14 protein-coding genes are annotated in these 14,019 nt (G+C 43.5%); 10 read left to right on the top strand and 4 right to left on the bottom strand.

Features of this window, described 5'->3' with window-relative positions; genetic code table 11:
- Positions 1 to 6: 6 nt before the first annotated feature.
- From WFH18_RS00645 to WFH18_RS00625, 5 genes are all read left to right on the top strand, one after another.
- Entirely contained in the window at positions 7 to 1,116 is a 1,110-nt protein-coding gene (locus WFH18_RS00645) for a beta-ketoacyl-ACP synthase III (protein WP_004278914.1), read from the top strand.
- A gap of 26 nt (positions 1,117 to 1,142) precedes the next feature.
- Positions 1,143 to 1,895 carry a 1-acyl-sn-glycerol-3-phosphate acyltransferase gene (locus WFH18_RS00640; protein ID WP_004278913.1) on the top strand — a complete coding sequence of 251 codons (753 nt, stop codon included), beginning with the start codon at positions 1,143 to 1,145 and terminating at the stop codon, positions 1,893 to 1,895.
- Positions 1,896 to 2,091: 196 nt separating this feature from the next.
- Positions 2,092 to 4,098 (top strand): hypothetical protein, encoded by a 2,007-nt coding sequence (locus WFH18_RS00635; RefSeq protein ID WP_004278912.1) that lies wholly within the window; start codon positions 2,092 to 2,094, stop codon positions 4,096 to 4,098.
- Positions 4,099 to 4,188: 90 nt separating this feature from the next.
- Positions 4,189 to 5,904 carry an AAA family ATPase gene (locus WFH18_RS00630; RefSeq protein WP_004278911.1) on the top strand — a complete coding sequence of 572 codons (1,716 nt, stop codon included), beginning with the start codon at positions 4,189 to 4,191 and terminating at the stop codon, positions 5,902 to 5,904.
- Between the two features lie 134 nt (positions 5,905 to 6,038).
- Positions 6,039 to 6,260 (top strand): gamma-glutamylcyclotransferase family protein, encoded by a 222-nt coding sequence (locus WFH18_RS00625; RefSeq protein WP_017397823.1) that lies wholly within the window; start codon positions 6,039 to 6,041, stop codon positions 6,258 to 6,260.
- 258 nt (positions 6,261 to 6,518) lie between these two features.
- Here the strand turns inward: WFH18_RS00625 and WFH18_RS00620 are convergent, their stop codons facing one another.
- Positions 6,519 to 6,971 (bottom strand): DUF441 domain-containing protein, encoded by a 453-nt coding sequence (locus tag WFH18_RS00620; protein ID WP_004278909.1) that lies wholly within the window; start codon positions 6,969 to 6,971, stop codon positions 6,519 to 6,521.
- Positions 6,972 to 7,111: 140 nt separating this feature from the next.
- Here WFH18_RS00620 and WFH18_RS00615 point away from each other — a divergent pair, with 140 nt between their 5' ends.
- Positions 7,112 to 7,819: a pseudouridine synthase gene (locus tag WFH18_RS00615; protein WP_004278908.1), complete on the top strand. Its 708-nt coding sequence runs from the start codon at positions 7,112 to 7,114 to the stop codon at positions 7,817 to 7,819.
- A 43-nt stretch (positions 7,820 to 7,862) separates the two neighbouring features.
- Here WFH18_RS00615 and WFH18_RS00610 read toward each other — a convergent pair whose 3' ends face one another.
- The 3 genes from WFH18_RS00610 to WFH18_RS00600 form a co-directional block, all read right to left on the bottom strand.
- Positions 7,863 to 8,306 carry a GNAT family N-acetyltransferase gene (locus WFH18_RS00610; RefSeq protein ID WP_004278907.1) on the bottom strand — a complete coding sequence of 148 codons (444 nt, stop codon included), beginning with the start codon at positions 8,304 to 8,306 and terminating at the stop codon, positions 7,863 to 7,865.
- A gap of 97 nt (positions 8,307 to 8,403) precedes the next feature.
- The gene (locus tag WFH18_RS00605) at positions 8,404 to 8,751 is read right to left on the bottom strand and encodes a type II toxin-antitoxin system RelB/DinJ family antitoxin (protein WP_004278906.1); all 348 of its coding nucleotides are present in this window, start codon (positions 8,749 to 8,751) and stop codon (positions 8,404 to 8,406) included.
- Between the two features lie 114 nt (positions 8,752 to 8,865).
- A complete protein-coding gene (locus tag WFH18_RS00600; RefSeq protein ID WP_004278905.1) occupies positions 8,866 to 9,774 on the bottom strand; it encodes a pseudouridine synthase in 909 nt (302 codons plus the stop codon).
- Positions 9,775 to 9,900: 126 nt separating this feature from the next.
- Here WFH18_RS00600 and tsaE point away from each other — a divergent pair, with 126 nt between their 5' ends.
- The 4 genes from tsaE (at position 9,901) to hfq (ending at position 13,907) form a co-directional block, all read left to right on the top strand.
- Entirely contained in the window at positions 9,901 to 10,380 is a 480-nt protein-coding gene (gene tsaE / locus WFH18_RS00595) for a tRNA (adenosine(37)-N6)-threonylcarbamoyltransferase complex ATPase subunit type 1 TsaE (RefSeq protein WP_004645485.1), read from the top strand.
- The gene (gene mutL, locus WFH18_RS00590) at positions 10,370 to 12,337 is read left to right on the top strand and encodes a DNA mismatch repair endonuclease MutL (RefSeq protein ID WP_004278903.1); all 1,968 of its coding nucleotides are present in this window, start codon (positions 10,370 to 10,372) and stop codon (positions 12,335 to 12,337) included. Before tsaE ends, mutL begins: the two co-directional genes overlap by 11 nt.
- 6 nt (positions 12,338 to 12,343) lie before the next feature.
- The gene (gene miaA / locus WFH18_RS00585) at positions 12,344 to 13,288 is read left to right on the top strand and encodes a tRNA (adenosine(37)-N6)-dimethylallyltransferase MiaA (RefSeq protein ID WP_004278902.1); all 945 of its coding nucleotides are present in this window, start codon (positions 12,344 to 12,346) and stop codon (positions 13,286 to 13,288) included.
- 91 nt (positions 13,289 to 13,379) lie between these two features.
- Entirely contained in the window at positions 13,380 to 13,907 is a 528-nt protein-coding gene (gene hfq, locus WFH18_RS00580; protein WP_004278899.1) for an RNA chaperone Hfq, read from the top strand.
- Positions 13,908 to 14,019 lie beyond the last annotated feature (112 nt).

Here is a 14,019-nt window from a genome sequence, read left to right as displayed (position 1 = left end):
TTTTACATGGGCATCCGCATTACGGGTACGGGCTTATTCCATCCGGAACACGTCATCACCAATGAAGAATTAGTTGAAAGTTTAAATGCTTATGTGGAACTGTTTAATCACGAAAATGCTGACAAAATCGCTGCAGGCGAAGTTGAAGCGCGTCGTGGTTCTAGTGCAGACTTTATTGAAAAAGCATCTGGCGTACAACGCCGTTATGTCGTAGAAAAATCAGGTATTCTTGATCCAAAACGCTTACGTCCAAATTTACGTGAACGTGCAGATGATGAAATTTCACTGCAGGCAGAATGGGGCGTAATTGCAGCCAAACAGGCAATGGAAAATGCCGGTGTGACTGCCGAAGACATTGATATCGTGATTTTGTCATGCTCGAATTTGCAACGTGCTTATCCTGCTGTCGCCATCGAAATTCAGACTGCTTTAGGCATCAAAGGCTATGCCTATGACATGAATGTGGCCTGCTCGGCAGCAACATTTGGTCTGAAACAGGCTTATGATGCGATCAAAGCTGGCGCGCGCCGTGTGTTATTGGTGAATGTGGAAATTACTTCTGCACATACCGATTTCCGTTCACGTGATTGTCACTTTATTTTTGGTGATGTGGCAACCGCTTCAATTATTGAAAATACTGACAGCAAAACCGGTTTTGAAATTCTGGATTCTGAGTTGTTTACCCAGTTCTCGAATAACATCCGCAATAACTTTGGTTTCTTGAATACTTCTGAAAATGCTGACATTGACGACAAACGTTTCCGTCAGGATGGTCGTAAGGTATTTAAAGAAGTCTGTCCACTGGTTGCGAAAATGATTACTGCGCAACTGGAGAAGAACCAGATTGAGCCGACAGGTGTTAAACGCTTCTGGTTACACCAGGCCAATGCCAGTATGAATGAACTGATCCTGAAACTGGTGGTTGGTAAAGAAAATGCCAAACCTGGTCTGGTACCGATCATTCTGAACGAGTTTGCCAACACGTCTTCTGCCGGGGTGATCATTGCCTTGCATCGTACTGCACATGAAGTTGAAGATGGTGAATACGGCGTGTTGTGTTCATTTGGTGCGGGTTATTCAGTAGGTTCGATTCTGGTCCAAAAACGCGTGGCATAATCCGGAGTAGATAGGGAGCAGACAGCTTGCAGGTCAAACATGATGGGCAATGGATTAGACGCTTAAGTGCCTTATCCAAATTATATTTTACCCCTACCTTTTTAGGGGCTGAATATATTGATGCCAGTCGGCCTGCAATGTATGTCGGTAATCATTCCATGTACGGCATCTTTGATTCGCCGATGCTGATTGATTACCTCTATAACGAACATAAAGTGGCTGTGGTCAGCATTGCGGATCATAGCCATTTTTATGTGCCCTTATGGCGTGAAGCCGTGAAGAAGTTTGGGGCAGTTGATGGCATCCAGCATTATGTACGTGCTGTGATGCAGCAGGGTTATTCTATTCTGGTCTTTCCGGGAGGTGGACGCGAAGTACTCAAACGTCAGGGTGAACAGTATCAACTGATCTGGAAGCAACGCTACGGATTTTTAAAGCTGGCTCAGGAATTCAACTATGATATTGTCCCTTTTGCTGCGCTTGGTGGGGATGAAGTCTATGAGATTGGCTTTGATGCCAATAAGATCATCCAGCATAAATATTTTCAAAAACTCCTCAAAGTACCACAACTCAATAAATTATTACGTCAGGGCGATGTGATTCCATCTTTGCCTAAACGATTATTCCCAAAACGCCTGCCATTTTATTTTCAGTTTATGCCGCGACAATCGATTGCTCAGGTTCAGACTCAGGAAGAGCTGATTGCATTTCGACACAGCTTGCAGCAACATATTTATACCGGCTTGGCCGAGCTTAAGGCGCTACGTCAGCAAGACTAAAAAAGAAAAATTCTTCCTGTAAAATCTAGGCTATGATCTATTGAAATGTTCTATTTTTAGCAATGAGGATGCATGGACGGTTTTATAGTGCAAGTGATGCCATAATGTATTTTTAAGTGTTCACTGATTGGCGATCAAGGACTCAGCATGATCCAATATAAAAATAAGATGATTCTAAGATGACCGAGGTGTACGTATGGAACAGGAAAGCTTGGTAGCATCTTTAAGGTTATTGGCACAACAATGTTTACGGATTTCTCTGGAGCTCAACCAGCTTTATCTTGATCAGATGGCAATAATTGGTCATCTGAATGCACAAAATTTAATAAAAATTCAGCAGGATCAGCATCGGATTGAATTGCTGGATGGCCTGTTTTATATCCAGTTTTGTACTCCACGTGCATTAGACTCTGGAACTGCGCCTGCTTTGGTCGACAGTCATTTTTACTTCCAGAAGTACAAAGCAGAAGCGCTAGAGGAATTCTTTTTACAGGACATCTATTTCCTGACCGGGGATTTAAAACCGCAGCATTCGCTATATTTACGCGACAAAGCCAAACAGTTGCGTCAGCTTATCCTGGCTCAGGTTTATGCGTGGGTTAATGGCCCGGAACGGGTGTCCGAATTTTTGCGACAGATGTCGGTTGTTCAGGCTGAGATTATCGACCACCAGCTGATCAAGGCCGGGTTGTATACAACACCTATCATGCAAAACTTTGTTCAGAATGAACAAGAGATTCCACAGCAGATTCTTGAAAGCTTGCAACAGGCTTTTTCTTTGGAGTGCCTGCAGCAGGATGAATTCTTTTCGATCCAGTCATTGATGGATAGTCTGGATGAGTTCTGTTTTAGCGCCGCACAGTTTTTGCCTCCGGCGATGTTCCGGATTATGTCGCTGTCTTTTGAAGAGCGCTTTAATCTGCATGAATTGAAAGATCACACTGATGATATCTGTTTGCTATATCGGCATGCTGAGGAGCAAAGTAATCTGCTCGGTTTTGTCCGATTGATGAACCGGGACGTGTGGCATCGGGATGATTTATTATCCAAACGGAATTTCCTGGAAAATCATCCGTATTTATGGCAGAAAAAAGTAGCCCGATTGCCACTATTTGACTGTCATCGTGCCGTGAATTGGATCTTCAAGCAACCGGCCGAGGTACTGGACTGGATCAGTAATAATATCCAGCATAGCAGTGTGCGGGTCGCAGTAACGGCCCTAAGTTTTATAGACAGCCACCATATTCATCCACAGATTATTCTGGCGACTCTACAATATTTTCAATATGTCTCAGCGCGACTGTTTATTCATAGCATGCATGAATATGCAATCCAGCATGACTGGTTTCAGCATCAGTATAATCAGGCGGTGGTATTAAAAGGCACACGTCAATCAATTGAGGATCAACGGATTGCGATTAGTCCCTCAATTCTGTATCTGGACGAATGGATGGAGCTGCTGCGCAATGTGGTTAAAATGGATGATCAGCTGACTAAAAAGGTTTATCTGAACTTGAGCCGGATGATGCAGGCTTATATGCAGCATTTATATAAAATTACGGCGCATTTACCCGATGAGGTTCTGGTGTATATTCAGCCTCAAAGCCAGCAGAATCGTGATTTCTATAATGTTCTGCACCGCTATCGCATTCCTTTTACTGAGTTCAGGCAGCTGTTTTATTTGCAAAGCGGGCATGTACGTGAGTCGCTATTTGACAGTTATGTGCGTGACTATCTGGTAGAGTATTTTTCCAGCCATACAGAAATACCGAAAAATCTGAGCTGGACCAGTTTGTTTAATCAGGCGGTCGTCTGGCATGATCAGGTTCAAAAGCAGGAAATGATCGCCAAGCTGAAAAAACAGTTCGCACTGGTGAACTGGACACCAATCACTCAGGTTTCATTTTTACTGTATTTCAACTGGCGTTTTGAAGAACTTAAAACTTTGGATCGGATTTTAGAGGAATCTAAAATTTTCAGGAACTGTCTGGCGGCAAGCTATGCTCAGCAAATTTTGGAAGGGCAGTATGTGGCCTTTCGTATGTCTCATCCTGCTGTGCGCCTACCCTTGATCTTGGGGTGTCAATTAGTGAATGGACAGGTGATTTTTGATCAGCTGGAATATCCGAATAACCAGAAAGCAGAAGCTGAATACAGTAATATCGCCATGCATTTTATTAACTGGCTCAACTTGCAGGCCTGACAGTTCAATACAGCTTGTTTTCCTCCATGACGCTTAACTTTTCCGCTAAAAATCGTTAGGCTATAGCCGTTCTTTTACGGTATTGCTCTTATGAAACAGGAAACTGCCCTTAAGTTACTCAAAGCAGGAGAAAATGTCTTTTTAACCGGTTCTGCCGGTGCAGGAAAAACCTATACGCTGAATCAATATATTAATTATTTAAAGGCACGTAAGGTCGCCGTCGCGATTACCGCATCGACCGGTATTGCAGCCACACACATGAATGGTATGACTATTCATACCTGGGCAGGCATTGGCATTAAAGACTTTTTGTCTGAAGAAGACTTAAAGCGGATGAAAGAGCGCAAATACTTAAAAGAACATCTGGAAAATGCGCAAGTCCTGATTATTGACGAAATTTCAATGCTGCATGCCAAGCAGCTGAATCTGGTCAATCAGGTATTGAAATATTTCAAGGAAAGTGATGAAGCTTTCGGTGGTATTCAGGTGATTGTAGCAGGGGACTTTTTCCAGTTACCGCCAGTCGGTAAAAATGATGAGCGCAACCGCGACAAATTCTGCTTTATGTCGGATGCCTGGGTCGAAGCCAAGTTTCGCGTTTGCTACCTAACTGAGCAGCATCGTCAGGGCAATGATTATTTGAATGACATTCTGAATGCGATCCGTGCGCAGGCGATTAGCCATGAACACCGCACTGCTTTACAGGCCACGCGACATCAAGAAATTGGTGATACCTATACGCGCCTGTATACGCATAATATGGATGTGGACAGTATTAACTTTAAACATCTGAATGAAATTGACAATGATCCGCGCCAGTTTGATGCGCAGTGTGATGGCAATGAAAAGCTGATCGAGACTTTAAAATCGTCAGTGCGAGCGCCTGAAGCCTTAACCCTGAAAAAACATGCCAAAGTCATGTTTGTGAAAAACAACTTTGATATGGGTTATATCAACGGCAGTTTGGGCGAAGTGATCAGTTTTGAAGAAGATGATGAATATGGTGTGCTGCCTAAAGTCAAACTGACCGATGGCACTACATTGGTGGTTGAGCCTGAAACCTGGTCGGTAGACAATGAGGCCGGTAAAACCATTGCCAGTTTCCAGCAGATTCCATTGCGTCTGGCTTGGGCGATTACCATTCATAAATCACAAGGCATGACTTTGGAAGCCGCTGAAATTGATCTGAGTCATACCTTTGAAAAAGGCCAGGGCTATGTCGCCTTGTCCCGTTTAAAAAGCTTAAATGGCTTACGTTTAAAAGGCTTTAATGAACAGGCTTTGGAGCTCGATAGTCTGGCGATTAAAGCCGATCGCCGTTTTCAGGAACTTTCTGATGAAGCCGAAGCGAATTTCGAAAATGTCGATTTGACTGCGCAGCACAAAGCCTTTATCCGACATTGTGGCGGGACTTTGAATGAAGTTGAAATCCAGCGCAATGAGAAGAAAATTGCCAAGAATGCTGGAAAACAAAGCTATGCCACTGCAACGTTAGATGAAACGCGTGAACTGTTTGAAGAAGGCTATGAAATTGCCGATATCGCGACTGAACGTGGTTTGACTCCGGCAACCATCATCAATCATTTGGGACGTTTGCATAAAGAGCAGGGACTGGATATTTCAGTTGCCCATCCGGGTGAAGAGGTCGTGGAGCAGGTGCGCAAGATTTATAAACGCTTGACCAAGCGTCAAAATTCGGAACATTTTAATGATGACGGTTCTATTAAGCTGCGTCCGATTGTGGAATTGACTACGCCTAAAATGGCTTATGACCAGGTGCGTCTAGCACTACTATTTGTAGAGTAATCATCAAAATGATGTTTAAGAATTCTTAAGATGCACAGTTTATTCGTATACGGCACGCTTCGTCCGCAGCAACCCAATGCCCATGTGATGAACGGATTGGGGGAAGCTGGAAAGCCGGTTATATTCGTGGGCATTTGCAGCAGCGCGGTTGGGGTGCTGAGCTGGGCAGTCCGGGTATTCAGCTCAGTGATTCGGGAGAGACTGTTACCGGTTATGTATTCATATCCGAGAATCTCCCTAAATATTGGAATGAGCTGGATGTATTTGAAGGCGATGAATATCAACGTATTCCGGTTAAAGTATATTTGGAAAATGGTCAGATGGTAGAAAGTTTGGTCTATGCTTTGAAAGATTAGACTGGTAGGTGTCATTTATTGAATTTCTGATTTTTATCAGGTCACCGCTTTTAAAAATCATTCACTTTCCTTTGCTTGAATTTTGAAAGATCGAATTAATAAATATTCCGTTGATTTGATAGTATCTTCTGAGCAAGCCTGACGTACTGCGTTAGAGATTAGCGCAAGATAATCATCGGGCGATCTGCATATTTCCCGTTATATGATTATTTTTGAGAAATCTTTGCATACTGGTGAAGGGCGCTGATGATTTGAACATTATTGTGTACTAATCAATAAGGATAAAATCCCAGCCGCAATTAAAGGACCGACTGGAACACCGCGTAATACTGCTACACCTGCTACTGTGCCTAATAACAGTCCGGCCACTACATCTGGCTGAGTGGACATCAGCTTCACTCCACGTCCTCCCAGCCAAGCGACAAAGACCCCAATCGCGATTGCCAGCAAAGACTTCCAGCTCAGGAAAGATTTGAGAATACTTTCCCCTGAAATTTTGCCACTGGCAATTGGTGTCAGAACACCAATGGTCAGAATAATAATGCCGATATTTAAACCGTGCGCCTGCACATAAGGCAATAAACTGCTGAGAGGCGTGATTTTTAAAACAATTAACACCGCTGCAGCAATGGTGACGGCACTATTGTGACTGAAAATACCGCAAGCCAGTAAAACCAAAAGAACAATCAGATTCAAATCAAGTTGCGACATAAGCGGGAGAGAAAGAATGAAAAATAAAGCTATTGTAGAGCTTTTCAACGCATGATACCTAGAAAACAGCGTAAGAAACCAAATTCATGACTATTTCAGGATAGAATGCACAGGTCTTCACTCGATACAGGTATAAACAGATGCTATTGGAAAAAATGTTGCAGTCACAAGGTTTCGGCTCCCGCAAGCATTGTCAGCAACTGATTAAAAATGGTGCTGTTTCAATTCAAGATGAAGTGATTGACAATCCCAAACATAAACTGGATTTGAATCACTTAAATTTCGAGGTTTATGGGAAAAGTCAGACCTATCGGGAAAAAGTGTATATCGCCTTAAACAAACCACAGGGCTATGAATGTTCACATCAGGCGACACATCATTTTAGTGTGTTTGACCTGTTTGATGACATTCTGCTGAATCGGGGGATTCAGTGTGTGGGGCGTCTGGATCACGATACCACCGGACTGCTACTCCTGACTGATGATGGACAGTTCCTGCAAGCGCTCACCCATCCTAAAAAGCATGTCGCCAAAGTTTATCAGATGCAAACTGCGGATCCAGTCACGGATGAACAGATTCAGCAACTAGAACAAGGTGTCGAATTGAGAAATGAAAAAGGCATTTTTGCAGCTACTGAAGTGGCTCGTTTGGCTGAAAATCGTCTGCAAATGACCATTCATCAAGGTGTCTATCATCAGGTAAAACGCATGCTGGCTGCCGTAGGCAATAAAGTTGAACAGCTACATCGTGCACAGATTGGTGCTTTGGCCTTGCCTGAACTGGCTGAAGGGGAATGGCTGTATTTAAATGCTGAACAGGTGGCGCAGGCCAAATTCCGCTCGGAATAATAAATTTTTTATTCGCTTGAAATGTGATTAAAAAGTTCAGGACTTATTTCAGGAAACAGTGATAAGTCTGAAATTCATCATCCTTGATAAATCCCATGGATTCGTACAATTTATGCGATTGATAATTGTTTTTTTGGGTTTCCAGGGTGATTCTTAAGGCCTGTTCATGTTTGGCAAATAAAATCGCGGTATCAATCAGTTGTTTGGCTGCGCCCTGACGCCGAAAAACCGGGGTGATATAGACATCATCCAGAATATAATAGGTCGAGCAGGCCACCGAAGAAAAACCCAGATACAGGATAATAAAGCCGGTAAAAGTATCATCTTTGGTATTAATGAAAATGACGGTCTGTCCATCTTCAAAACGCTGTTTTAAAAATTGGTAAGAGAGTTCAGGATTGGAAGACGTACCATAAAACTGTCGATATTCATCAAATAATACCGCCAGCTGATTCAGGTCTGCTGACTGGGCGCGTCGTACGAGCATTGCATACTCCATGCTAATTTTTTATTGATTATCAGCATCAAGCATAGCGAAGTTTATGAGTGGCAGGCTTTAGAAATTGTTCGGAAATGCAACAATGTTAAATTTTGTCGCTTTCACCCAAAATGGCATTCAGCTCTTCAAATAAATCAAGATGATCATCATCCAATGCAATCTCCTGATCATCCAGCAGATTCAGGGCCGAACTGGAAAGCGCATTTTGCTCGGTTTTCGCTTCATTTTGTTTCAGCTTGCGCAGCCGGATCAGTTGTTCCAGATTGATATTCTGGTTTTCAATCGAGAAGGGGATGGATTTGGTAATCACCACCTGCTTGAAAAAAAGACGCACGGCCTGAGCTGGCGTAATCCCCAATTGCTTAAATACCGCAAAGGCTTGTTTCTTCTCTTGCGAGTCCAAGCGAATTTGATAAACTTCAGTTTTTCTCATAATATTTTTAAAGCTTTAAATTACTTAACTTTTCGCCTTTATTCTAATCAATTACGTTTGAAATTCAATCTTAAAGCGACCGATTTTAGAAAATAATCTGTAATGACAAGAGATTTACAGTGTCAATTCAAGGTGCGAGCTGAAATTCATGCTTTTCTGCGTGATCGGATCGACAAATTGAATATGTTTGGCCAATAAACTTAAAGGTGCTGAAAAATCATCTTCCGCTTTATGCGCTACTTGGGGGTAAAAGGGATCGTGCTGAATCGGAATACCCAGATGATTCAAGTGCACCCGTAATTGGTGCTGTTTGCCAGTATGCGGTTTCAGCTCATATTTAGCCCATTCTGTATTATGTTTCAGCAGGTCAATCACCGTCTCGCTATTCGGCGTTCCGTCTAGCACGTGCATGGTATAAAAGGGCTGTCCCTTTTCCATTCTTAATCGCGTGATCAATGGAAATTTTAAATCAGGGTGATAGGCCGCAATCGCATGATAGGTTTTCTGAACCTGACGTGTGGCAAACATCTGCTGATAGATTCCACGCGATTCCACGCATTTGGAAATCAGGACCACACCTGCCGTTTCACGATCCAGCCGGTGAATGGGCGTTAAATGCTCATTGCCGGTTTGTTTTTTAAGCCGAACCAATAGCGTTTCCTGCACATATTGTCCGGTCGGACTCATAGTCAAAAAATGCGGTTTATCGACCACCATGAAATGCTCATTTTCAAATAAAATCTGATGTTGAAAAGGAACATGCACTTCATGTGCCAAAAAGCGATAATAGTAACAATGGCTATTAGCCTGAAATGGACTTTCTGTGGTTAATTGATTGCCCTGAGCATCATAGACCAGACCTTCGTTGAAACGGGACTGCCATTCATCTGCTGTGATATGCGCGAATTGTGTGCATAAATAAGCAAAAACTGTCAGGGACGCATCCGGACTGGCTGGCAAAAATACTTTACTGGCACTGACCCCATTGAGCATGGGCGGGTTAAATTCAACAGTTGGTTGCATGGCAGGCAGATTAACCTCTTAAGGAACAGATGCTGTGAAAAAATACAGTTTCTCACACGGGTGAATAGGCTTTTAAAGCGTGGCGATGCTATCATATTTATTCTTTTGCATCATGTCGTGAGTAATATGCCTTATTCATTTAATGTCACTTTAAATCATGAAGACGATACCCAAAAACTAGCCAAGGTTCTGGCGGAGAATTTCCCTGCGGGGGTCGTGTATCTGATTGGTGACCTAGGGGCAGGAAAAACGACGTTAACACGTTATTATTTGCAACAGCTGGGTCATAAAGGTTCAGTGAAAAGTCCAACTTATACACTGGTCGAACCCTATCAAATTAATGGTCAGGATATTTTTCATTTTGACTTGTATCGTCTGAATGATCCGTATGAACTGGAACTGATGGGCATCCGGGATTACCTGGAAACACCGAATGCGCTATTTTTATTTGAATGGCCATCTAAAGGTGGTGATGAAATTCCGCAAGCTGACCTGATTATTGAAATTTTAAAATCTGAAGATGAACTTACCCGTACTGCAAGCCTGATTTCATCGAATCTTGCTTTACGAGAGGCTCTGGAGCGTCAATTTTCACATGTCGAATGATTTAAGTCTGCGCCGTATTCGTGCCCTTGATCCTGCACTTGCCAACCAGATTGCCGCAGGTGAGGTGATTGAACGTCCGGCTTCTGTGGTCAAGGAGTTACTGGAAAACTCGATTGATGCGGGGGCGACAGAGCTGATCATTCGGGTCGAACAGGGCGGCAGTACTTTAATTGAAATCATCGACAATGGACGCGGAATTCATCATGAGGATTTACCGCTGGCCGTGATGCGTCATGCCACCAGCAAAATCCAGAGTGCTGATGAGCTGTATGCAATCAGCAGTCTGGGCTTTCGTGGCGAGGCACTGGCGTCGATAGCAGCAGTTTCACGCCTGACCATGATCAGCAGTCAAAGTGACGAGGGCATCGGTTATCAGGTCGAAGTCAATGGTACGGCTTTTGATCATCAGGAAATTCAGGCTGTTGCAGCCTCGAAAGGGACGCATATCCGGGTTCAGGATTTGTTTTTTAATGTGCCTGCACGGCGTAAATTCCTGAAAAAACCGGGCACTGAATTTGGTCATATTGAAGAAATTGTACGCCGTATGGCACTGACGCATTTTGATATCCGGTTTGTGCTAGAACATAATGAAAGCATCAAGCTGAATTTACCCGTGGCGGATAGCGGCGCTTTGCGTTTCCAGCGCGTTCAACAGCTACTTGGCCGCCAGTTTACTGAAAATGCCTACTGGATAGATGCAGACAGTATCAATATGCGTTTATCTGGCTGGCTCGGTCATCCTTCGGATGCGCGTGCACAGGCGGATCTACAATATGTCTATGTGAATGGCCGGATTGTCAAAGACAAAACCATTTCCCATGCCTTGCGTATGGCCTATGACGGCATCTTGCATGGCCATCAGCATGCGGCTTATTTACTGTTTTTAGAAGTTGATCCGGAAAATGTTGATGTGAACGTCCATCCGACCAAGCATGAAATTCGCTTCCTGAATCAACGTGAAGTACATGAGTTTGTGCGGCATTATGCCAAGGAAACGCTGGCACAATTCCAGACCGCAACTGCAGATTTAGCCGAGGCAATGAAACAGGATGAGCAGCCTGGCTTGACGGCCCCGCAACCGCGTTATCAGGAACAGTTTAGCCTGCATCAGACTGCGCATTCTCAGCCACAGGTGGTGAGAACGACATCTGCCTTAAGTGAAAATGAAACTTCAGATGTGCTGACCGATTTTGCATCTTCAGGTCCACAAACAGTGCATTATTCCCAAGATTACCGTAAATCTTATTCTGGTTCACAGCAGCTGAATAATGCCTTGCAAAGTTATTTAGCACCGCTCAGAGAAAGTTCGGAAACCGAAATATTCAGCCCTGAGCAGTCTTTTCAGACACATGTGAACACCAAAGTTGATGAGCATCCCTTAGGTATTGCAATTGCCCAGTTACACGGCATTTATATTCTGGCGCAAAATACCGAAGGTCTGATTATTGTGGATATGCATGCGGCGCATGAGCGTATTGTCTTGCAGCAAATGAAATCGGCCTGGGATAAACCTGAATTCTGGACCTCACAACAATTGCTGATTCCAAAGGTCGTAAACATTAGCCGGATGCAGGCCATGCGGGTTGAAGAGCTGAAAGAGCAGTTGGCGCGTTTGGGTCTGGAAATTGATCAGTATGGTGATGAACAAATCATTGTACGTGGGGTGCCGGCTATTCTACACAAGGCCGATTTCGATGCCCTGATTCCTGAATTATTGAATGATTTAGATCCGGGGGATCAGGCACAAAGTCTATTGCAGAAGCGTGACCAGATTCTGGCAGGCATGGCCTGTCATGGTGCAGTGCGAGCGCATCGTATCCTGAGTTTGTCGGAAATGAATGCTTTATTACGTCAGATGGAACAAACCGAATTTGCCAGTCAATGTAATCATGGCCGTCCGACTTGGCGCGCCTTTCCATTGGCTCAACTAGATAAACTTTTTGCTCGAGGAGAGTAGTTTTACATGTCCAATCAATTGCCGGTCATCAATTTAATGGGGCCAACTGCAAGTGGTAAAACCGCTTTGGCATGTGAACTGTATGAGCAAGGGAAATTTGAGCTGATTTCAGTCGATTCTGCGCTAGTTTATCGGGGAATGGACATTGGTACAGCCAAGCCCTCCAAAGAAGAACTGGCGCGCTATCCGCATCATCTGATTGATATTATCAGTCCACTTGAAGTGTATTCTGCAGCCAACTTTGTCGAAGATGCTTGCCGCCTGATTGATGATATTCATGCACGTGGTAAAACCCCGATTCTGGTTGGCGGAACCATGCTGTATTTTAAGGCCTTACTTGAAGGCTTGTCAGATAATTTACCAAGTGCAGACTATGCTATCCGGGCTGAGATTGAGGCGAAAGGTGAGCGGGAGGGTTGGGAAGCGGTTTATGAAGAATTATGTGCAGTCGATCCGATTGCCGGTGAAAAATTCAAGGTCAGCGACAAGCAGCGCATTATTCGGGCCTTGGAAGTTTTTAAATTGACTGGTGAGCCGATTACAAAACTACAGGCAGAACAACCTAAAAACTTACCATATCGTTACAGTTTCCATAATTATGCGTTGATGCCAGATCGGTTAGAATTACATGGGCGTATTGAACAACGTCTGGAAATTATGTGGAAAAGCGGTTTTTTAAATGAAGTTGTGAATTTAATTGAAAAATACGATTTTAATGAAAATTTACCTTCCATGCGTTCAGTGGGTTATCGTCAGGCTATAGAATTCTTAAAAAATGCTGATAAAACCAAGGAAAAGCAACGGGAAATGGAGGATAAAGCTTTATTTGCGACACGACAACTTGCAAAACGTCAATATACGTGGTTAAGGTCTTTGCAAGAAAAGCATAAATTTACAACATATTTTACGCTACAGCAGGCTCAAGAAGACTTGCGAAACTGTCACGGATAAAGCAAAATTTAGGGACTATCTTTTTTATAATTTTTAATTGAAAAATAGAGATAGTTTTTGCGCTGATTTTTAATTTTTTTGGAGTTATAACATGTCTAAAGGTCAAACTTTACAAGATCCATTCTTGAATTCTCTCCGTAAGGAACGTATCCCAGTATCTATCTTCCTGGTAAACGGTATTAAATTACAAGGTCATATCGAATCTTTTGACCAATACGTGGTTTTATTAAAAAATACAGTAAGCCAAATGGTTTATAAGCATGCAATTTCAACTGTAGTACCTGCACGTAATCCACGTCCTGCTGGCGCGCCTGCTGGTCCACAAGGTGCGGGCTTCGGTGGTCAAGGTGCTGCAGGTGGCTTTGGTGGCGGTCAAGGTGCTGGCGGCTTCGGTGGTCAAGGTGGTTTTGGCGGTCAAGGCGGCGGCTTCGGTGGTCAAGGTGGCTTCGGCGGTCAAGGCGGTGGCTTTGGTGGTCAAGGCGGCTTCGGTGGTCAAGGTGCCGGCTTCGGTGGTCAAGGTGGCTTCGGTGGTCAAGGTGCTGGCTTTGGTGGTCAAGGCACTGGTTTTGACAACGACACTAAATTTGAAGACTCTTCAGACGATGAAAACAATCGTTAATCGAGTTTGAAAATTAAAAAACCTCTCTATATGAGAGGTTTTTTTATATCTGTACGTTTTAAGTTTTTTAAATAAAAAGCCAACGAGATGTCGTTGGCTTTTTAGGATTATG

The organism is Acinetobacter sp. USHLN143, assembly GCF_037145695.1.
GTDB lineage: Bacteria > Pseudomonadota > Gammaproteobacteria > Pseudomonadales > Moraxellaceae > Acinetobacter > Acinetobacter fasciculus.
Note: the sequence above shows the minus strand (reverse complement) of the source record. Positions and strands in the feature narration are given on the sequence as shown.